Raw genomic sequence first — 18258 nt, 5'->3', positions numbered from 1 at the left:
CGCTGACGTCCTACGCGCCGCCGGTGTGCACCTGGAAGGCCGCCCTGCGGACCGCCTTCGCGAGGGCCGGGTCGGGGTGCGCGGCGGCGAGCGCGACGAGCACCTGCACCGTGCGCGGGTGCCCGACGGCGCGCACCTCCTCGATCAGCGCGGGCACCGTCGGCTGCACCGCGGCCTCCAAGTGCCGTACGAGGAGCGGGGCTTCGCCGTGGTCGGCGACGGCTGCGGCGGTGTCCACCCACAGCCAGGTCGCCTCCTCGCGGCTGAGCACCGTGTGCACGTCCTCGGGGTCGGCGCCCTCGTACTCGGCGAGCCACAGCAGGACGTAGGGCCGCAGGTGCGGGTCGTCGGCGGCGCGACGGACCTCGGGCTCGGCGGGGGCGCCGACGACGCGCAGCGCCTCGAAGGCGAGGCCCCGCAGCAGGGCGTCCTCGCCGCGGGCGGCGTCGAGGAGGTCGGTGACGGCGGTGCCGATGTCGCGGGCGGCGAGCCAGGCCCGGTACTCGTCGCGCGCCGCCTTCGGGCGCAGCCGCGCGCAGCCGCGCAGCATGTCCTCGGCGGACACCTCGATGTTGCCCGCCGGGGACTGGGCGGCGACGCAGATCTGCTCCAGCTTGACCCACACCGCCCAGCTGCCCAGCGGGGTGAGGGTGGCGTGCCCGTCGTCGTACGTGAGCGCGCCCACGGCGGCGAGGCCGCGCAGGGACCAGTCGAGCAGCGGGCGCAGCGGGGTGTCCTGCGGTGGCGTCGGTTCCGGCTGGGGCCCGTAGGGGATCTCGCAGCGTTCCGTGCGCAGTTCCGTGACGCGCTGGTCGAGGAGGTCCAGGAGCTGGGTCGCGGCGACCCGGTCCGCCATCAGCTGCAGGAAGCTCAGCAGCTGCGGCATCGCCTCGACGACCTCGGCCACCGCGGCGGGGCCGACCTCCTCGGGCGCCGGGTGGACCAGCGACCAGGCGTCGAACAGGGCGACCCAGCCGCGCAGCACGGCGGTGTCGTCGCGGTCCCAGGCGCGCAGCCGCCAGCCGGGCCTGGCGCTGGCTCCGTGCACCTCGACGAGTCCGGCGAGGCGGGCGGTGTCCCAGTCCGCGCGGACCTGATCGACCGTCAGTCCGAGCTCCTCCGCGGCGCGCAGGGCGGTCGCGTCGGAGAGGGTGCCCTTGCCGTCGCGGGCGGCCATGTTGTTGCCGGGGCCGATCCTGGTGTCCGCCCAGCGGGCCACGCGGACGGCCGCGGCGAGGTCGCGGCGCGCCGCGCGGGCGAGCTCCGCGGGCGGTGGGGTGCCCTCCGGTGGGCGGGGTGCGGGACGGCGTGCGGCGACCGGCCGCGGGGTCGGGGCGGCCAGGGGCTGGCGGCGCGGGCTGACGAGTCGGAGCCGGGAGTCGCGCGGGGTACGGGACGTCACGAAGGGCAGTCTCTCGGTTGACCCTGCCAATTCCCAAACGGGCGCCCTGTGGAGCCGCCGCCGAGCCGCGCGCGGACGCCCCCAGGAGCCGCCCGTAGAGCTGCTACATCAAGGGCGTCAGGAACCTTCTCAGCGCTTCCTCGTAGCCCTTCGCGTCCGCGTTCCACATCGCGTTGTGCGGGGCCTCGTCCACCTCGTGGAGGGTGACCAGGTCCGGGCGGCGGTCCGCCAGGCGGCGGGAGAGCGCCCACGGGGACACCTCGTCGCCGGGGCCGTGGATCAGGAGCGTGGGGACCTTCAGGGCGCGCGGGTCCGCGACCTCCGCGAGGCGGTCGCCGCTCAGGCCCGTGCGGCCCTGCGCGGCGCGGACCGCGAGCGGGAGCAGCGGGCCCGGGGTGCGGCGGGCGCGGGCCAGGGCGCGCAGCGTCGCCTCCCAGCTGAGTACCGGCGAGTCCAGGACGAGGCCCTTGACGCGGTCGCGCAGCGCCGAGTGGGCCGCCGCGTGCAGGGCCATCGCGGCGCCCGTCGACCAGCCGAGCACGATGACGTCCCGGGCGCCGTAGCGCACGGCGTAGCGGATCGCCGCGTCCAGGTCGCGCCACTCCGTCTCGCCGAGGTGGCCGAGGCCGTCCGGGGAGCGGGGCGCGCCGAGGTCGCCGCGGTAGGCGAGGTCGAGCACCGGGAACTGGTGGCGGTGCAGGAACTCCATGAGGTTCATGGGGTGTTCGCGGGTGGTGCCGAGGCCGTGCACGGTGATCACCCACGTGTCCCGGGTGCCGGGCACGAACCAGGCGGGCAGCGCGCCGAGTTCGCCGGGCACGTCGACGTCGGCGTGGTCGAGACCGAGGGCGGCCTTGGGGTCGCCGATGTGCACCTGGGGCGTGAGCCAGGCCTTGGCGCCGGGCTCCAGGGTGCCGTGGGTGACCCGCTCCAGGCGGCGTACGACGGTGTCGGCGGAGGTCGTGGCCGATTCGACGACCGGACCGACCACCGCGTGGTAGCCGTCACCCTGCAACCCGTACCTGCCGGGGCGCAGCGAGGCCAGGTCGCGGGTCAGGGTGACCTGGCCCGCGGCGGTGGCGTGCACGGTGAGTCGCGGTTCGGTGGGCAGCGGGCGGCCCGCGGGCGCCTTGAGCGCTGCGTCGCTGGCCAGACGGCCCGCGGCGATCGCGGCGGCCGAGGCCCCTAGGACGGCGGTGACGGCAGCGGCCGTCGCTTTGGCGGTGCGCACCCGTCCAGTGTCCTGGCCCGCGCCCGCCCCGGCCAGTGGGGCGACGGCTACGGGTGACGCGAACGGCGCGGACCGGTCATCGCGCGCCCTGCTGCCCGTACCCGCTCAGCCGCTCCCCCACCTCGCGCAGCTGCTCCTCGGTCAGCAGCGACGGGGTCAGGCCGGGGACGGAGTGGGCGGTGAGCCACAGGCGGCACATCCACTCAAGCTGGGCGGTGCGGTCGTAGGCAGCGGCGAGGGTGTCTCCGTATGTGAGGGCGCCGTGGTTCTGGAGTAGGCAACCTGTGCGCCCGGCGAGCGCGCGCAGCATGTTCTCGGCCAACTCCTGTGTTCCGTACGTGGCATAGGGGGCGACACGGACGGGGCCGCCGAGCGCCGCCGTCATGTAGTGCACGGGCGGGAGCTCGGCCACGAGCGTGGAGACCGCGGTGGCGTGCACGGCGTGGGTGTGCACGACGGCGCGGGCGTCGGTGTGCCGGTAGACGGCGAGGTGCATGGGGAGCTCGCTGGTCGGCTTCAGGGTGCCGGCCCGCCGTTCGCCGTCGAGGCCGAAGGCGAGGAGCTCGTCCGGGCGGAGATCCTCGTACGGGACGCCGGTCGGGGTGACGAGAACCGTGTCGCCCACGCGTACCGAGACATTGCCCGAGGTCCCGACGACCAGGCCGTCGGCCACCGTCCGACGGGCCGTCAGCACCAGTTCCTGCCATGCCTCGTCGAGTTCCTGAAGCTGTGTCATGGCGCGCATCCTGCCAGCCGCCCGGCGCGGCGGCCGGAGCGGATGAACGCGGAGCCCGACCCTCCGGAATACCCCATATGGGGATTGATCACCCTCCCATGTTATTTGGCCGACCTTGACCGGGTAATTGATGATCTCTCGCTACTCTCTGGGAGTTCCCTGGGGATTTGTCATGCACGTCGTCACTTTCGGGGGTAACCATGGCTCGCAGCCGCACAGCGTCCCGGCGTCGCCACCGCGCCGCCGCGCTCACGTCCGTCGCCGCACTGACCATCGGCGCCACCCTGCTCGCGGAGCTTCCGGCCCAGGGCGCGGGCAAGCCGCGCGGGCACGACGTCTCGTCGCACCAGAAGAACGTGAACTGGCAGAAGGCGAAGAACAAGGGCGCCCGGTTCGTCTACGTCAAGGCGACCGAGTCGACGAACTACCGAAGCCCCTACTTCTCCCGGCAGTACAAGGGCGCCCGCAACGCGGGCATCATCCGCGGCGCCTACCACTTCGCGCTGCCGCAGAAGTCCTCGGGCAAGGCGCAGGCCTCGTACTTCGTGCGCAACGGCGGGGCCTGGCGGCGCGACGGCTGGACGCTGCCGCCCGCGCTCGACATCGAGTACAACCCGTACGGCAAGGGCAAGCACCCCTGCTACGGGCTGCGGAAGTCGACGCTGGTGTCCTGGATCAGCTCCTTCAGCAACGAGGTCGTCCGCAGGACCGGGCGCCGTCCGGTCATCTACACCAACGCGCGATGGTGGAAGCAGTGCACCGGCAACAGCGGGGCCTTCGCCGCCAACCACGCGTTGTGGCTCGCCCGGTACGACGAGCGCGCCGGCGCACTTCCGGCAGGCTGGAACTACTGGACGTTCTGGCAGTACGCCGACAGCGGCCGGCTGCCGGGTGATCAGAATCTCTTCAACGGCTCGATGGCCCAGCTCAAGCGGTTCGCGAGGGGGTAGTCGAAAGGCCTGGCCGAAGGTCCCCGGAGCCCCTGGTTCCGGGGCCGTGGCGTCCTCGAACCGGAACGGGCGGCGCCGCCTCGCGACAAGCCGAACAAGGCCCCTCCGGATCGGGTCACCGGGGCGCCCGGCCCAGTTCATCTTCCGTTCACCCGGGCTCTTTACGTTCCAAAGAACCACTGACGTCCAACCGAAGCCTGGGTAAATGGAACACATCACGCTGCTCCTAGCGATCGTGATCGTTACCGCGCTGGTCTTTGATTTCACCAACGGTTTCCACGACACCGCCAACGCGATGGCGACGACCATCTCGACAGGCGCTCTCAAGCCGAAGACGGCGGTGGCCATGTCCGCCGTGCTGAACCTCGTCGGAGCGTTCCTCTCCGTCGAAGTCGCGAAGACGATCTCCGGCGGCATCATCAACGAGGACGGCCTCAAGACAGAGGTCATCTTCGCGGCGCTGGTAGGCGCCATCCTCTGGAATCTGCTGACCTGGCTGCTCGGCCTGCCGTCCAGCTCCTCGCACGCCCTGTTCGGTGGCCTCATCGGCGCCGCGGTCATGTCGATGGGCTGGTCCTCGGTCAACGGCGGCACGGTCGTCACCAAGGTGCTGCTGCCCGCGGTGGCCGCGCCGCTCGTCGCCGGCATCGCCTCGATGCTGGCCACCCGCCTCACGTACCGCATCAGCAAGAAGACGGACCAGAAGGCGACCGCCAAGGGCTACCGCGCCGGGCAGATCGCCTCCGCCGGTCTCGTCTCCCTCGCGCACGGCACGAACGACGCGCAGAAGACGATGGGCATCATCACCCTCGCCCTGATCACCGGCGGTGTCCTCGGGCACGACGCGGACCCGCCGCTGTGGGTCATCGTCTCGGCCGGTCTGGCGATCGCGCTCGGCACCTACCTGGGCGGCTGGCGCATCATCCGCACCATGGGCAAGGGCCTCACCGAGCTCGCGCCGCAGCAGGGCTTCGCTGCGCAGACCAGTGCGGCGACCGCGATCCTCGCCTCCTCGCACCTGGGCTTCTCCCTCTCCACCACGCAGGTCTGCTCCGGCGGTGTGATGGGCGCCGGCCTCGGCCGCAAGGGCGGCGTCGTCCACTGGTCCACCGCCACCCGGATGTTCGTGGCGTGGGGCCTGACCCTGCCGGCCGCGGGCCTGGTGGGCGCGGGCGCCGAGTTCCTGACCAAGCAGGGCCCGTGGGGCATCGGCCTCACCGCCGCGCTGCTCGTGACCGGCTCGGCGGTCATCTGGAAGCTGTCGCGCCGCAACTCCATCGACCACACCAACGTCACGGCGGACGCGCCGCACACCGCCCCCGCGCAGGAGGCCCCGGGCGTCGTGACGACCGCGATCGCCTCGGTCTCCCCGCCGCCGGTGGGCACGATCGAGACGGTCGAGTCCGAGGCGAAGGTCGCCGACCGGCCGAAGGCCGGTGCGGTGAACGACCCCGCGCGCCCCGCCGGCGCCACGCTGTAGTCAGCGCCGTAGTCAGCGCCGTAGTCAGCGCCGTAGTTCAGAAGGAAGCAGGGCAGGAATGAAGATCGACTGGGCGGCCCTCGGCTCCGTCTTCGGTGTCTCTCTCGTCGTCACCGTGGCCCTCGTCGGCCTGTTCACCCTCGGCATCGTGGGCCTCTCCAAGCGGGAGTCGGCGGCGCGTGACGGTGGCTCGGCGGCGGTCGCGACGTCCGGGGCGTACGCCTGCTTCGCACTGTGCGCGGCGGCTGTGGCCTACGGGATCTATCTGATCGTGGCCTGACACCCAGGTCTGCGTGAGCGGGGTGCGGGACGTGCGACGTCCCGCACCCCGCTTGCGTGATCAACAGCAAGTTGACGTGCCAACTCGGAGCGTGGTGGACTTCCCCCGCCATATACGGCAGCAGTTGAGGAAGCCGGTGCGAATCCGGCGCGGTCCCGCCACTGTGAGCCCCCTTCTCGAAAGGGGCGAGCCAGGAACTCTCGCTGCCGGTCTCGTCGAACCAGGGCGTGGACACCCTGAGTGAGGACACCTACCGCCATGCTCGCCCCGCGCGGCACCTGGCGGCACGAGCGCGTGTACGCGTGCGGTGCCGCCGCCGGAATCTTCGCCGACCTTCTTCTCGGCGATCCGCGCCGTGGGCACCCCGTCGCCGGATTCGGGCGCGCCGCCGCGGCCGTCGAGCGCCGTCTGTGGCGGGACCACCGTGGCGCGGGCGCCCTGCACACCGTGGTGTGTGCCGGTGGCGCCGCCGCTCTCGCCGCCGTCGCCTCCCGTGCCGTACGCCGCTCCCCCGCCGCCTCCGTCGCGTTGACGGCCGCCGCCACCTGGGCCGTCGTCGGCGGGACCTCGCTGGGCCGGGAGGCACGCGGCGTAGGGGCCGCCCTTGAGGCCGGTGACGTGGAGCGCGCGCGGGAGCTGCTGCCCCGGCTGTGCGGCCGTGATCCGCAGGGGCTCGACGCCGACGGGATCGCCCGCGGCGTCGTCGAGTCCGTCGCCGAGAACACCTCCGACGCCGTCGTGGGCGCGCTCGTGTGGGGCGCGCTCGGCGGGGTTCCGGGCCTGGTGGCCTTCCGCGCCGTGAACACGCTCGACGCGATGGTCGGGCACAAGTCCGCGAAGTACCGGCGGTTCGGCTGGGCCTCGGCCCGCCTCGACGACGTGGCCGGCTGGCCGGGGGCCCGGCTGACGGGTGCGCTCGCCGTCCTCGCCGGTGGCCGCCCCCGGGAGGCGCTGGACGCGTGGCGGGCGGACGCCGGGCGGCATCCGAGCCCGAACGCCGGTGTCGTCGAGTCCTCCTTCGCGGGGGCGCTCGGGGTGCGGCTCGGCGGGACCTTGGCGTACGGCGGCCGGGTCGAGCACCGGCCGGTGCTGAACGCGCCGGGGCGGGCGGTCGAGGTGCGTGATGTGGATCGGGCCGTGCGCTTGTCGCGGCGGGTGTCTCTGTTGGCGTTGGGAGTCTGTGTGGGTGCGCGAGTCTGTGTGGGTGCGCGACGGATACGAGCGCGGGGGCGACGATGACGGGCGGCGGACTGCTCGTCGCGGGGACCACCTCCGACGCGGGCAAGAGCGTCGTCACCGCCGGGATCTGCCGGTGGCTGGCGCGCCAGGGCGTGAAGGTCGCGCCGTTCAAGGGGCAGAACATGTCCCTGAACTCGTTCGTGACCAGGGAGGGCGCCGAGATCGGCCGGGCGCAGGCCATGCAGGCGCAGGCCGCGCGGGCCGAGCCGAGCGCGCTGATGAATCCGGTGCTGCTCAAGCCCGGCAGTGACCGCAGCAGCCAGGTCGTGCTCATGGGCAAGCCCGTGGGCGAGCTGAGTGCGCGCGGTTACCACGGAGGGCGGCAGGCTGCCCTGCTCGACACCGTGGTGGGGTGCCTGGAGGAGCTGCGGGCCACCCATGACGCCGTGATCTGCGAGGGCGCGGGGTCGCCCGCCGAGATCAATCTGCGGCGGACCGACATCGTGAACATGGGGCTCGCGCGGGCGGCGCGGCTGCCGGTGCTTGTCGTGGGGGACATCGATCGGGGTGGGGTGTTCGCGTCCTTCTTCGGGACGACTGCGCTGCTGGCTCCTGAGGATCAGGAGCTCCTTGCCGGGTATCTGGTGAACAAGTTCCGGGGTGACGTGAGCCTGCTGGAGCCGGGGCTCGACATGCTCAAGTCCCTTACGGGGCGCGACACTTATGGCGTCCTGCCGTTCCAGCACGGGCTCGGGATCGACGAGGAGGACGGGCTCCGGGTGTCCCTGCGGGGCGCCGTACGGGAATCGGTCGTGGCGCCGCCCGTGGGCGAGGACGTGCTGCGGGTCGCCGTGTGTGCGGTGCCGCTGATGTCGAACTTCACCGATGTGGACGCGCTGGCCGCCGAGCCCGGCGTCGTCGTGCGGTTCGTCGACCGGGCCGAGGAGCTCGTCGACGCGGATCTGGTCGTGGTGCCGGGGACGCGGGGGACCGTGAAGGCGCTTGAGTGGTTGCGTGAGCGTGGGCTTGCGGAGGCTTTGAAGCGGCGGGCCGCCGAGGGGCGGCCGGTGCTCGGTATTTGTGGTGGCTTCCAGTTGCTGGGTGAGTCCATCGACGACGAGGTCGAGTCGCGGGCCGGGGTCGTGGACGGGCTCGGGCTGCTTCCCGTGCGGGTGCGGTTCGAGGCCGAGAAGACGCTGGCGCGGCCGGTCGGGGAGGCGCTCGGGGAACACGTCGAGGGGTACGAGATCCATCACGGGGTCGCCGATGTGCGGGGTGGCGAGGCGTTCCTCGACGGGTGCCGGGTGGGGTCCGTGTGGGGGACGCATTGGCACGGGTCGCTGGAGGCGGACGGGTTTCGGAGGGCGTTCCTGCGGGAGGTTGCGGCGGGGGCCGGGCGGCGGTTCGTGCCGGCGGCGGACACGTCGTTCGAGGCGTTGCGGGAGGAGCAGCTTGATCGGCTCGGGGATCTGATCGAGCGGCATGCCGATACGGATGCGTTGTGGCGGTTGATCGAGGGGGGTGCGCCTGGGGGGTTGCCGTTTGTGCCGCCCGGGGCGCCGTGATGGGAGTCGCCCCCGCCGCCCCTTCCCGTCCCGTCCCTGGGGGCTGCGCCCCCTTGCCCCCCCCAAAAAAAGATTGCGCAGTTCCCCGCGCCCCTGAAATGCCTCCACTCCCCTAAAGCTGTTCGTCTCTCTGGAGGGTCGATGACTACGCCGTACCCGTTCACCGCCGTTGTCGGGCAGGATGATCTGCGGCTTGCCCTGTTGCTCAATGCCGTGTCTCCCGCCGTCGGCGGTGTGCTCGTGCGTGGGGAGAAGGGGACTGCCAAGTCCACCGCCGTGCGGGCGCTTTCCGCGTTGATGCCGGATGTCGATGTCGTCGCCGGGTGTCGGTTCTCGTGTGATCCGGCGGCGCCCGATCCGCAGTGCCCGGACGGGCCGCACGCCGAGACGCCCGGTGCTCAACGCGGTGCGCGCATGGTCGAGTTGCCCGTCGGTGCCTCCGAGGACCGGCTCGTGGGCGCGCTCGACATCGAGCGGGCGCTCTCCGAGGGCGTGAAGGCCTTCGAGCCGGGGCTGCTCGCCGACGCCCATCGCGGGATTCTCTATGTGGATGAAGTCAATCTGCTGCATGACCACTTGGTCGACCTGCTGCTCGATGCTGCTGCCATGGGGGCCTCTTACGTAGAGCGTGAGGGTGTGTCCGTGCGGCATGCCGCACGGTTCCTTCTCGTAGGGACGATGAATCCCGAAGAGGGCGAGCTGCGGCCGCAGTTGCTCGACCGGTTCGGGCTCACCGTGGAGGTCGCGGCTTCGCGTGAGCCGGAGCAGCGGGTGGAGGTCGTCAAGCGGCGGCTCGCCTATGACGACCACCCGGAGGAGTTCGCCGGGCGGTGGGCCGAGGACGAGGCCGAGGTGCGGGCCAGGATCGTCGCCGCGCGTGAGCTGCTGCCCCAAGTACGGCTCGGCGACCGGGCGTTGACGCAGATCGCGGCGACGTGCGCGGCCTTCGAGGTGGACGGCATGCGCGCCGACATCGTGATGGCGCGCACGGCCACCGCGCTCGCCGCCTGGGCGGGGCGCACCGATGTGCTCGCGGAGGACGTGCGGCAGGCCGCACTGCTCGCGCTCCCGCACCGCAGGCGCCGGAACCCCTTCGACGCGCCGGGACTCGACGAGGACAAGCTCGACGAGACCCTGGACGAGTTCGCGCCCGAGGACGAGCCCGAGGGGAACTCCGAGGGCGACGGAGACGGGGACGACGATCCCGACGGGGGGCCCGACGGTGGTGGCCCCGGTGGTGGCGTGCCGCCGCAGGACGGGCCGCACGACGCCCCGCAGGAGACCCAGGACACGCCGAACCCGCAGGGCGACGCTCCGGCCGGTGACGGCCGGGAGGACTCCCCCGAGGAGCCCGCCGCCGCCCCCGCGTCCGGTGGCGGGGCCCCCGAGCAGAAGCCCGTGGCGGCCGGCGAGCCCTTTCGTACGAAGATGCTGAGCGTCCCGGGACTGGGTGAAGGCGCCGCGGGGCGGCGGTCCCGCGCGCGTACCGAGCACGGGCGCACCACCGGCGCGACGCGGCCCCGCGGCGCCCTGACGAAGCTGCACCTGGCGGCGACCGTGCAGGCCGCCGCCCCGCACCAGCGGGCGCGCGGCCGTGCGGGGCGGGGGCTCGTCGTGCGCCGCGACGACCTGCGCCAGGCGACCCGCGAGGGGCGCGAGGGGAACCTCGTCCTGTTCGTGGTCGACGCCTCGGGGTCGATGGCGGCGCGGCAGCGGATGACCGCCGTGAAGGGCGCCGTGCTTTCGCTGCTGCTGGACGCGTACCAGCGGCGCGACAAGGTGGGGCTCGTGACCTTCCGGAAGTCGGCGGCCGAGGTCGCCCTGCCGCCCACGTCGAGCGTGGACGCGGCGGCGAGCCGCCTCGAGTCGCTGCCGACCGGCGGGCGCACCCCGCTGGCGGCCGGACTCCTCAAGGCGCACGAGGTGCTGCGCGTGGAGCGACTGCGGGATCCGGCGCGGCGGCCGCTGATGGTCGTCGTGACCGACGGGCGGGCCACCGGCGGCCCCGAGCCCGTGCAGCTGGCGGGCCGCGCGGCCGGGCTGCACGCGGCCGAGGGGACGGCGAGCGTCGTCGTGGACTGCGAGACCGGCATGGTGCGGCTCGGGCTCGCCACCGAACTCGCGGGCCGGCTGGGCGGCACCGCCGTCACATTGGACGAGCTGCGGGCGGATTCGATCGCCGGGCTCGTGAAGGACGTCACTGGAACGCAGAACACCATCAGGAGGGCCGCTTAAATGCCGCAGGGACAGCCGAGTGTCGTACCGAACGACGGGCTGACGACACGTCAGCGTCGCAACCGCCCGCTGGTGTTCGTGCACACCGGCATCGGCAAGGGCAAGTCGACGGCCGCGTTCGGGCTCGCGCTGCGCGCCTGGAACCAGGGCTGGCCGATCGGGGTATTCCAGTTCGTCAAGTCGGCGAAGTGGAAGGTCGGCGAGGAGAACGCGCTCAAGACGCTCGGCGCGAGCGGCGAGGGCGGCACCGTGGCCTGGCACAAGATGGGCGAGGGCTGGTCGTGGGTGCAGCGCGACGACCAGGCCGACAACGAGGAGAAGGCGCGCGAGGGCTGGGAGCAGGTCAAGCGGGACCTGGCCGCCGAGACGTACAAGCTGTACGTGCTCGACGAGTTCGCCTACCCGATGCACTGGGGCTGGATCGACGTGGACGACGTCGTCGAGACGCTGCGCAGCCGTCCCGGGCAGCAGCACGTCGTCATCACGGGTCGCAACGCCCCTGAGAAGCTGGTCGAGTTCGCGGATCTCGTCACCGACATGTCGAAGGTGAGGCACCCGATGGACGAGGGCCAGAAGGGCCAGCGGGGCATCGAGTGGTAGCCACCCGGACCGTGAGTGTGCCCCGCCTGGTGGTCGCCGCGCCCGCCTCCGGCACCGGCAAGACGACCGTGGCGACGGGCCTGATGGCCGCGTTCGCCGAGCGCGGGCTCGCCGTGTCGCCGCACAAGGTGGGGCCCGACTACATCGACCCCGGCTATCACGCGCTCGCGACCGGCCGTCCCGGGCGGAACCTCGACGCGTACATGTGCGGGCCCGAGCTCGTCGCCCCGCTGTTCGCGCACGGTTCGGCGGGGTGCGAACTCGCCGTCGTGGAAGGCGTGATGGGGCTGTTCGACGGCGCGTCGGGAGAGGGCGAGCTGGCGTCGACGGCGCACGTCGCGAAGCTGCTCAAGGCGCCGGTCGTGCTCGTCGTCGACGCGTCCTCGCAGTCGCGGTCGGTGGCGGCGCTCGTGCACGGCTTCGCCTCCTTCGACCCCGAGGTGCGCCTCGCGGGCGTCATCCTCAACAAGGTCGGCTCCGACCGCCACGAGCAGTTGCTCCGCGAGGCCATGGAGGAGGTCGGGGTTCCGGTGTACGGGGCGCTGCGCCGCACCCCTCAAGTAGCCACACCTTCCCGCCACTTGGGTCTTGTCCCGGTGGCCGAGCGGAGCACGGAGGCGGTGGACTCGGTCCGGGCGTCGGCGGCGATGGTACGAGAGGGCTGCGACCTGGAGGGCCTGCTGGCCCTGGCAAAAACGGCTCCCCCGCTGACGACGGAGGCCTGGGAAGCAGGTGACCCAGGGGCGCGGGGAACTGCGCAAACCACAGACGGTCCGCACCCGCCGACGAATCCGACAGTCGCAATCGCAGGAGGCGCAGCCTTCACCTTCTCGTACACCGAGCACACGGAACTCCTCCGCGCCGCCGGCGCCGACGTCGTCACGTTCGACCCGCTCCACGACGAGCACCTCCCGGAGGACACCGCGGCGGTGGTGATCGGCGGCGGCTTCCCCGAGGTCTACGCCCCGGAGCTGAGCGCCAACGAACAGCTCCGCAAGGCCGTGGCCGAGCTGGCCCGCGGTGGCGCCCCCGTGGTCGCCGAGTGCGCCGGCCTGCTCTACCTCTCCCGCTCCCTCGACGGACAGCCGATGTGCGGGGTGCTCGACGCGGACGCGAAGATGTCCGGCCGGCTCACCCTCGGCTACCGGGACGCCGTGGCCCTGACCGACAGCCCGCTCACCCCGGCAGGGGCCCGGCTGCGCGGACACGAGTTCCACCGGACCGTCCTCGAGCCGGGCGCGGGGCCCACGCCCGCCTGGGGCATGCGGCTGCCGACGCCGCGCGTCGAGGGCTTCGTACAGGGCGGCGTGCACGCCAGCTATCTGCACACGCACTGGGCGGCGCTGCCGGACATCGCGCACCGTCTGGTCCAGTGGAGCGGCGCACGGTGAACGGGTCAGCCCGCGATGCCCACCACGAGCCAGATGAAGGCCGCGCCCGCGACGGTGCACAGCAGCGTCGAGCGGGCCGGGTGCTCGTGGTGGGCCTCGGGAAGGATCTCGGCGGCGGCCAGGTAGAGCAGCACGCCGCCGAAGAAGCCGAGATAGCCGCCGAGCAATTGCTCCGGAATGGTGAACAGGAGCGTGGACGCGGCGCCCACGACGGGCGCCGCCGCGTCCGCGAACAGCATGATCAACGCCTTGCGGCGGGCGTTCCCGTAGAGCCGGGTGATCGTGTACGTGTTGAAGCCGTCGGCGAAGTCGTGGGCGATCACGGCGAGCGCCACGGCCGTGCCCATGCCGCCGCCGATCTGGAAGGCGGCGCCGATCGCCATGCCGTCCATCAGGCTGTGCCCGACCATCGCGGACGCCGCCGTGAGCCCCACCTCGGGGGCCCTGCCGGGCACCACGCCCTCCTCCGCCCCGTGGGCGGCCTGGCGGCGGGCCAGCAGGTGCTCCATGATGTGCGCCCCGAGGAATCCGGCCACGAACAGCAGCAGCGCCGCCGGCACCCCGAACACCTCGCCGCCCGCCGCTTCCAGTGCCTCGGGCAGCAGGTCGAGGCCGACCACGCCGAGCATCAGGCCGCCGGCGAGGCCGAGCACCAGGTGGCGCCGGTCGGTGACCCGCTGCGCGGTCCAGCCGCCGACCAAGGTCATCAGGAAGGCGCTCAGCGCCACGATCACGGCCATGGCCCCTTGCTAACCCATCCGGGGGCCTCCGCGCACATCCTGCGTGGCGTGGTCGTCGGTGTCGGGGCCCGGTCCGGTGCCCCGGCGGACGAAGTTCTCGGGCTCGTCCGGGCCGTGCTCGCCGAGGCGGGCAGGGCGGACGTCCTGGCGCTCGCGACGGTCGACGCCAAGGGCCGGGAGCCCGGCATCGTCGCGGCGGCCGAGGCGCTGGGCGTGCCCCTGGAGACGTACGACGCCGAGCGGCTCGCCGCCGTTCCCGTGCCGCATCCGTCCGCGCGGGCCCGTGATGCCGTGGGCACCCCGTCGGTCGCCGAGGCCGCCGCGCTCGTACGGGGCGGTGAACTGCTCGTCCCGAAGCGGACGTCGGCCGGGGCGGGCGGGGGCCCGGGCCGGGTGACGTGTGCGGTGGCGCGGCCGGGGTAGGGACCGGCCCGGCTTCTCCCCCCTGCAGGATTCCCCCTCTCGCCCTCCCCGCAAGGAGCCCGTCCCCATGCACACCCCTCCCCCGGCCCTGCTCGCCGCCCTGGAGCAACGGCTCGACGACGTTCTGGGCGGCGGCCCCCGCACACCGCGCGACCGGGCCGATGTGACCGTGCTGCTCGTCGGCGCCGGCTCGGCCGACTCCGCGGTCAACGCCGAACTCGCCGCCGCCGCACGGCTGTTGTGGGAGGGCAGCGGCTACGCGGGCGTGGAGCCGGCGTATGTGTCGGCGGCCCCCGACGTGCCCGCGGGGCTCGACCGGTGCGCGGCGCTCGGCGCGCGGCGGGTCGTCGTACTGCCCTACGGAGCCCTGCCGTCGGAGCGGTTCCACGCGCAGGCCGTGGGGTGGGCCGCGGCGCATCCGGAGGTGGACGTGCGCTGCGCGGCCGCCCCTGACGTGGCGGATCCGGTCGGCGGACCCGATCTGCGGCACCACGGTGACGCCGAAGTCCGCGACGACGGCGAGAAGTTGACCGATCTCGCGGTGAACGTGCGCACGGGCACGCCGCCGTCCTGGCTGCGGGAGCACATCGCCGAGTCTTTGGACGGGCTCGCGGCGTACCCGGACGGGCGGGCCGCGCGCGCCGCGGTGGCCGCGCACCACGGGGTACCGGTGGAACGGGTGCTGCTCACGGCCGGGGCGGCGGAGGCGTTCGTGCTGCTCGCGCGGGCGCTGCGGGTGCGCAGGCCCGTGGTCGTACACCCTCAATTCACCGAGCCCGAGGCGGCGTTGGAGGATGCCGGACACGCGGTGGGGCGGGTGTTGTTGCGCGAGGAGGACGGGTTCCGGCTCGATCCGGCGCTCGTGCCGCACGACGCGGATCTGATGGTCGTCGGCAACCCCACGAATCCGACCTCCGTGCTGCACCCGGCGGACGCGCTGACCCGACTGGCGCGCCCCGGGCGGTTCCTGGTGGTCGACGAGGCGTTCATGGACGCCGTGCCGGGCGAGCGGGAGTCCCTGGCGGGGCGGACGGACGTGCCGGGGCTCGTGGTGCTGCGGAGCCTGACGAAGACGTGGGGCCTGGCCGGGCTGCGGGTCGGGTATGTGGTGGCGGAGCCGGAGGTGGTCGCGGCGCTCGAGCAGGCGCAGCCACTGTGGCCGGTGTCCTCGCCCGCGCTCGTCGCCGCGCAGGCGTGCGTGTCCGCCCGCGGGGTGGCGGAGGCGGCGGACGCGGCGGTCGCCGTCGCGGCGGACCGGGAGTATCTGGTGGGCCTGCTGCGGGGGTTGGCGCCGCGCGGGGTGTTCGTGGCGGGGCCTGCGGAGGGCCCGTTCGTCCTGGTGCGAATCCCGGACGCGGGTTCCGTGCGGGAGCGGCTGCGGGGTATCGGTTTCGCGGTGCGCCGCGGCGACACCTTCCCGGGCCTCGGCCCGGACTGGGTCCGCGTCGCGGTGCGGGGTCGGCGCACCAGCGACGCGTTCGCTGCCGCGTTGGCCGGGGTTCTGGATTAAAGCCCCTGCGGCGATTGAGCCAATTCAGCCCCTCCGGCGTTTGAGGAGCGGGGTCCGGGGCGGAGCCCCGTGACCTCGGCGCCGGAGGGGCGAAACGATTGGGGCTCTGCCCCATACCCCGCTGCTCAATCGCCGCAGGGGCTTGATTTGGCCGATTGAGTTACACCCTGCTACGGCCCCGGCGGGCCATGGCCACCGCTCCACCGCCGGCGGCGAGCAGCACGATCGCACCTCCCGCAATGTACGGAGTCATCTCGTTGCCACCCGTCTCCGCGAGGTCCTGCTTGTCGGCCGCCGGCTGCGCCTGCGTCTTCTGGACCGGGGTGTCGGCCTGCTCACCCTGAGGCTTCGGCTTCGGGGCCGGCGCCTCCGCCGCCTTCGGCGTCTCGCACGTCGCCTCCGCGAGCGTGACCTCGCCGTCGACCTCCGCGACGTTGAGGTTCAACGGGTTGACGTGAACCTTGAGTTGGAGGGCGGAGGCCGCCGCCGTGGTGTCCGTCGTGGACCGGTTGGAGAGGCCGAGGGTCACCTCGCCGACCCCCGGGACCTTGACGGACGTCGTACCGCCGGTCGACAGCGTGATCTTCTTGCCGAGGACGGTGACGCCGCCCAGCAGGTTCGACTCGGCGACCGGCTTCTCGCCCGCCACGCACGTCGCCTTGGACGTCACCTGGCCGACCTCGATCAGGGAGAGCAGCGGGAGACCGGGGACGTGGACCTTGGCGTGGGCGAGCTCCGTGAAGCCCTCCGCCGTGTCGCCCTCGACCGTGGCCTTCGTCCGCGCCACGTCCGCGCGCAGCACGCTGAACGGCTGTCCGCCGTCGACCCCGTCCAACTGGGCGGTCAGCGCGGTCCTGTCGGCGCTCTTGGGTGCCTGCACCTCGTTCAGCGAGACCTTGAGCGGGACGTTCACGGTCTTGTTGAGGAGCGACACGTCGAGTCCTGTGCGGAGCACGACCGCGCCGGCCTTGCCGCCGCTGTGCTCGGTGGCGGCGGCCGGGCCCGCGGTCGCGAGCACGGTGGGGCCGAGGGCGAGCGCGGTGGCGGCGGCGGTCGCGGCGACGCGACGGGCGGGCGTGCGCAGGACGGTGTTCAGGGTGGAGCTGGGCATGCTGGTGGGACCCCCACTGGAGAAAATGAACCGGGACAGCGCCGGGACGGGACGGTCCCGACTGGTCATCGTTGAGGGAATCTTTACGCACTGAGAGTGAACGGTCAGCAACCAGGCGTGAGTTCACCCCAACGGGGCGTTTCCGCGCACGTCTTCGAATCTTCGGGCTCGCGCGTTCCCATCCGCCCCACCGCTTTCGCCCACGGGTCGCCCGTACTGTCGATGCGCCGCTTGTACGCGGGTTGACCGCGCGGGCGCCGCCGAGTGGTGTGCAACGAGCCCCGGGGCGCGGGAGTAACGCTGCGTCAACCCACCACGTTGCCCCGCAGCACGATCCTGCGCGGCGCCGCCAGCGCCCGTACGTCCTCGCGCGGATCGGACCCGTAGACCACGAGGTCCGCGGGCGCGCCCTCCTCCAGGCCGGGGCGGCCGAGCCAGGAGCGCGCGCCCCACGCCGTCGCCGACAGCGCCTCGACGGGCGGGATGCCGGCCCGCACCAGCTCCTCGACCTCGCCCGCGACCAGTCCGTGCGCGAGGGAGCCGCCCGCGTCCGTGCCGACGTAGACCGGGATCCCGGCGTCGTAGGCGTTGCGGACCGTGTCGTAGCGGCGGTCGTACAGGCGGCGCATGTGGGCCGACCAGTCGGGGAACTTGCTCTCGCCGCCCGCCGCGAGCTGCGGGAACGTAGCGATGTTCACGAGGGTCGGGACGATCGCGACACCGCGCTCCGCGAACAGCGGGATGGTGTCGTCGGTCAGGCCGGTGGCGTGCTCGATGCAGTCGATGCCCGCCTCGACGAGATCGCGCAGCGAGTCCTCCGCGAAGCAGTGGGCCGTGACGCGGGCGCCCAGGCGGTGCGCCTCGGCGATCGCCGCCTCGACCGCGTCGCGCGGCCAGCAGGCGCCGAGGTCGCCCGTCCCCCGGTCGATCCAGTCGCCGACGAGCTTGACCCAGCCGTCCCCGCGCCGCGCCTCCTGGGCGACGTACGCGACGAGCTCATCGGGCTCGATCTCGTGCGCGAAATTGCGAATGTAACGACGTGTACGGGCGATGTGGCGGCCGGCGCGGATGATGCGCGGCAGGTCCTCGCGGTCGTCGACCCAGCGGGTGTCGGAGGGGGAGCCCGCGTCGCGCAGCAGCAGCGTGCCGTGGTCGCGGTCGGTCAGGGCCTGCTTCTCGGCGGTCTCGGCATCGACGGGGCCATGTGTGCCGAGCCCGACGTGGCAGTGCGCGTCGACCAGGCCGGGCAGCGCCCAGCCCTCGACCGTGGTGACGTCGAGGCCCGCCGTCACGGGCCGGTCGTATGCGATCCGGCCGTCCACCACCCACAGTTCGTCGCGTACGTCGTCGGGCCCGACGAGGACCCGTCCCTTTACGTGCAGTACCCCGCCAATACTCATGCGCGCAGCCTATGAGGCGGTGGGT

The 18258-nt window shown here is 73.1% G+C and carries 16 protein-coding genes and 1 riboswitch; of the genes, 10 read left to right on the top strand and 6 right to left on the bottom strand.

The features are described from left to right. Positions 1–10: 10 nt before the first annotated feature. From ACOKM3_RS31175 to ACOKM3_RS31165, 3 genes are all read right to left on the bottom strand, one after another. Positions 11–1402 carry a hypothetical protein gene (locus tag ACOKM3_RS31175; RefSeq protein WP_426904393.1) on the bottom strand — a complete coding sequence of 464 codons (1392 nt, stop codon included), beginning with the start codon at positions 1400–1402 and terminating at the stop codon, positions 11–13. A 103-nt stretch (positions 1403–1505) separates the two neighbouring features. Further along, positions 1506–2633 (bottom strand): alpha/beta hydrolase, encoded by a 1128-nt coding sequence (locus ACOKM3_RS31170; protein WP_426904391.1) that lies wholly within the window; start codon positions 2631–2633, stop codon positions 1506–1508. A 76-nt stretch (positions 2634–2709) separates the two neighbouring features. Continuing rightward, positions 2710–3369: a class II aldolase/adducin family protein gene (locus tag ACOKM3_RS31165; protein ID WP_426904389.1), complete on the bottom strand. Its 660-nt coding sequence runs from the start codon at positions 3367–3369 to the stop codon at positions 2710–2712. 200 nt (positions 3370–3569) lie between these two features. Between ACOKM3_RS31165 and ACOKM3_RS31160 the strand changes: the two genes are divergently transcribed. The 8 genes from ACOKM3_RS31160 to ACOKM3_RS31125 all read left to right on the top strand — a co-directional run bounded on the left by ACOKM3_RS31160 (position 3570) and on the right by ACOKM3_RS31125 (position 13049). After that, positions 3570–4319 carry a lysozyme gene (locus ACOKM3_RS31160; protein WP_426904387.1) on the top strand — a complete coding sequence of 250 codons (750 nt, stop codon included), beginning with the start codon at positions 3570–3572 and terminating at the stop codon, positions 4317–4319. A gap of 205 nt (positions 4320–4524) precedes the next feature. Next, positions 4525–5799: an inorganic phosphate transporter gene (locus ACOKM3_RS31155; RefSeq protein WP_426904385.1), complete on the top strand. Its 1275-nt coding sequence runs from the start codon at positions 4525–4527 to the stop codon at positions 5797–5799. 58 nt (positions 5800–5857) lie between these two features. Then, positions 5858–6079, top strand: coding sequence for a hypothetical protein (locus ACOKM3_RS31150; RefSeq protein WP_351336529.1), 222 nt, complete (start codon positions 5858–5860; stop codon positions 6077–6079). Positions 6080–6158: 79 nt separating this feature from the next. Beyond that, a riboswitch (cobalamin riboswitch) is annotated at positions 6159–6300 on the top strand. Positions 6301–6337: 37 nt separating this feature from the next. Next, complete coding sequence (locus ACOKM3_RS31145; RefSeq protein ID WP_426904383.1) at positions 6338–7318, top strand: cobalamin biosynthesis protein; 981 nt, start codon at positions 6338–6340, stop codon at positions 7316–7318. Beyond that, entirely contained in the window at positions 7315–8823 is a 1509-nt protein-coding gene (locus tag ACOKM3_RS31140) for a cobyric acid synthase (RefSeq protein WP_426904381.1), read from the top strand. Before ACOKM3_RS31145 ends, ACOKM3_RS31140 begins: the two co-directional genes overlap by 4 nt. Positions 8824–8964: 141 nt before the next feature. Beyond that, complete coding sequence (locus ACOKM3_RS31135; protein ID WP_426904379.1) at positions 8965–11058, top strand: putative cobaltochelatase; 2094 nt, start codon at positions 8965–8967, stop codon at positions 11056–11058. Further along, a complete protein-coding gene (gene cobO, locus ACOKM3_RS31130; RefSeq protein WP_426904377.1) occupies positions 11059–11658 on the top strand; it encodes a cob(I)yrinic acid a,c-diamide adenosyltransferase in 600 nt (199 codons plus the stop codon). An 11-nt stretch (positions 11659–11669) separates the two neighbouring features. After that, the gene (locus tag ACOKM3_RS31125) at positions 11670–13049 is read left to right on the top strand and encodes a cobyrinate a,c-diamide synthase (RefSeq protein WP_426904376.1); all 1380 of its coding nucleotides are present in this window, start codon (positions 11670–11672) and stop codon (positions 13047–13049) included. Positions 13050–13054: 5 nt separating this feature from the next. Here ACOKM3_RS31125 and ACOKM3_RS31120 read toward each other — a convergent pair whose 3' ends face one another. Beyond that, positions 13055–13789, bottom strand: a complete 735-nt coding sequence (locus ACOKM3_RS31120; RefSeq protein ID WP_426904374.1) for a ZIP family metal transporter — start codon at positions 13787–13789, stop codon at positions 13055–13057. A gap of 48 nt (positions 13790–13837) precedes the next feature. Here ACOKM3_RS31120 and ACOKM3_RS31115 point away from each other — a divergent pair, with 48 nt between their 5' ends. Together ACOKM3_RS31115 and cobC are read left to right on the top strand one after the other, a co-directional pair. Then, complete coding sequence (locus ACOKM3_RS31115) at positions 13838–14212, top strand: cobalamin biosynthesis protein (protein WP_426904372.1); 375 nt, start codon at positions 13838–13840, stop codon at positions 14210–14212. Between the two features lie 67 nt (positions 14213–14279). Next, positions 14280–15722, top strand: coding sequence for an Rv2231c family pyridoxal phosphate-dependent protein CobC (cobC, locus tag ACOKM3_RS31110; RefSeq protein ID WP_426904370.1), 1443 nt, complete (start codon positions 14280–14282; stop codon positions 15720–15722). A 160-nt stretch (positions 15723–15882) separates the two neighbouring features. On the opposite strand, the gene ACOKM3_RS31105 is transcribed toward cobC, so the two are convergent. Next, on the bottom strand, positions 15883–16833 hold the full coding sequence (locus ACOKM3_RS31105) for an SCO1860 family LAETG-anchored protein (RefSeq protein ID WP_426904368.1): 951 nt from the start codon (positions 16831–16833) through the stop codon (positions 15883–15885). A 305-nt stretch (positions 16834–17138) separates the two neighbouring features. Continuing rightward, positions 17139–18233, bottom strand: a complete 1095-nt coding sequence (locus ACOKM3_RS31100; RefSeq protein ID WP_426904366.1) for an amidohydrolase family protein — start codon at positions 18231–18233, stop codon at positions 17139–17141. Positions 18234–18258: the final 25 nt, after the last annotated feature.

This window comes from Streptomyces nidicola (assembly GCF_050106155.1).
Classification (GTDB): domain Bacteria; phylum Actinomycetota; class Actinomycetes; order Streptomycetales; family Streptomycetaceae; genus Streptomyces.
The sequence above is the reverse complement of the archived record's forward strand: the minus strand, read 5'-3'. Positions and strand labels throughout refer to the sequence as shown.

What these genes read in the sequence shown, in the direction of transcription:
- ACOKM3_RS31165 (WP_426904389.1), bottom strand. Translation starts at nt 3,369, where the DNA reads ATGACACAGCTTCAGGAACTCGACGAGGCATGGCAGGAACTGGTGCTG.
- ACOKM3_RS31160 (WP_426904387.1), top strand. Translation starts at nt 3,570, where the DNA reads ATGGCTCGCAGCCGCACAGCGTCCCGGCGTCGCCACCGCGCCGCCGCG.
- ACOKM3_RS31155 (WP_426904385.1), top strand. Translation starts at nt 4,525, where the DNA reads ATGGAACACATCACGCTGCTCCTAGCGATCGTGATCGTTACCGCGCTG.
- ACOKM3_RS31150 (WP_351336529.1), top strand. Translation starts at nt 5,858, where the DNA reads ATGAAGATCGACTGGGCGGCCCTCGGCTCCGTCTTCGGTGTCTCTCTC.
- ACOKM3_RS31145 (WP_426904383.1), top strand. Translation starts at nt 6,338, where the DNA reads ATGCTCGCCCCGCGCGGCACCTGGCGGCACGAGCGCGTGTACGCGTGC.
- ACOKM3_RS31140 (WP_426904381.1), top strand. Translation starts at nt 7,315, where the DNA reads ATGACGGGCGGCGGACTGCTCGTCGCGGGGACCACCTCCGACGCGGGC.
- ACOKM3_RS31135 (WP_426904379.1), top strand. Translation starts at nt 8,965, where the DNA reads ATGACTACGCCGTACCCGTTCACCGCCGTTGTCGGGCAGGATGATCTG.
- cobO (WP_426904377.1), top strand. Translation starts at nt 11,059, where the DNA reads ATGCCGCAGGGACAGCCGAGTGTCGTACCGAACGACGGGCTGACGACA.
- ACOKM3_RS31120 (WP_426904374.1), bottom strand. Translation starts at nt 13,789, where the DNA reads ATGGCCGTGATCGTGGCGCTGAGCGCCTTCCTGATGACCTTGGTCGGC.
- cobC (WP_426904370.1), top strand. Translation starts at nt 14,280, where the DNA reads ATGCACACCCCTCCCCCGGCCCTGCTCGCCGCCCTGGAGCAACGGCTC.
- ACOKM3_RS31105 (WP_426904368.1), bottom strand. Translation starts at nt 16,833, where the DNA reads ATGCCCAGCTCCACCCTGAACACCGTCCTGCGCACGCCCGCCCGTCGC.
- ACOKM3_RS31100 (WP_426904366.1), bottom strand. Translation starts at nt 18,233, where the DNA reads ATGAGTATTGGCGGGGTACTGCACGTAAAGGGACGGGTCCTCGTCGGG.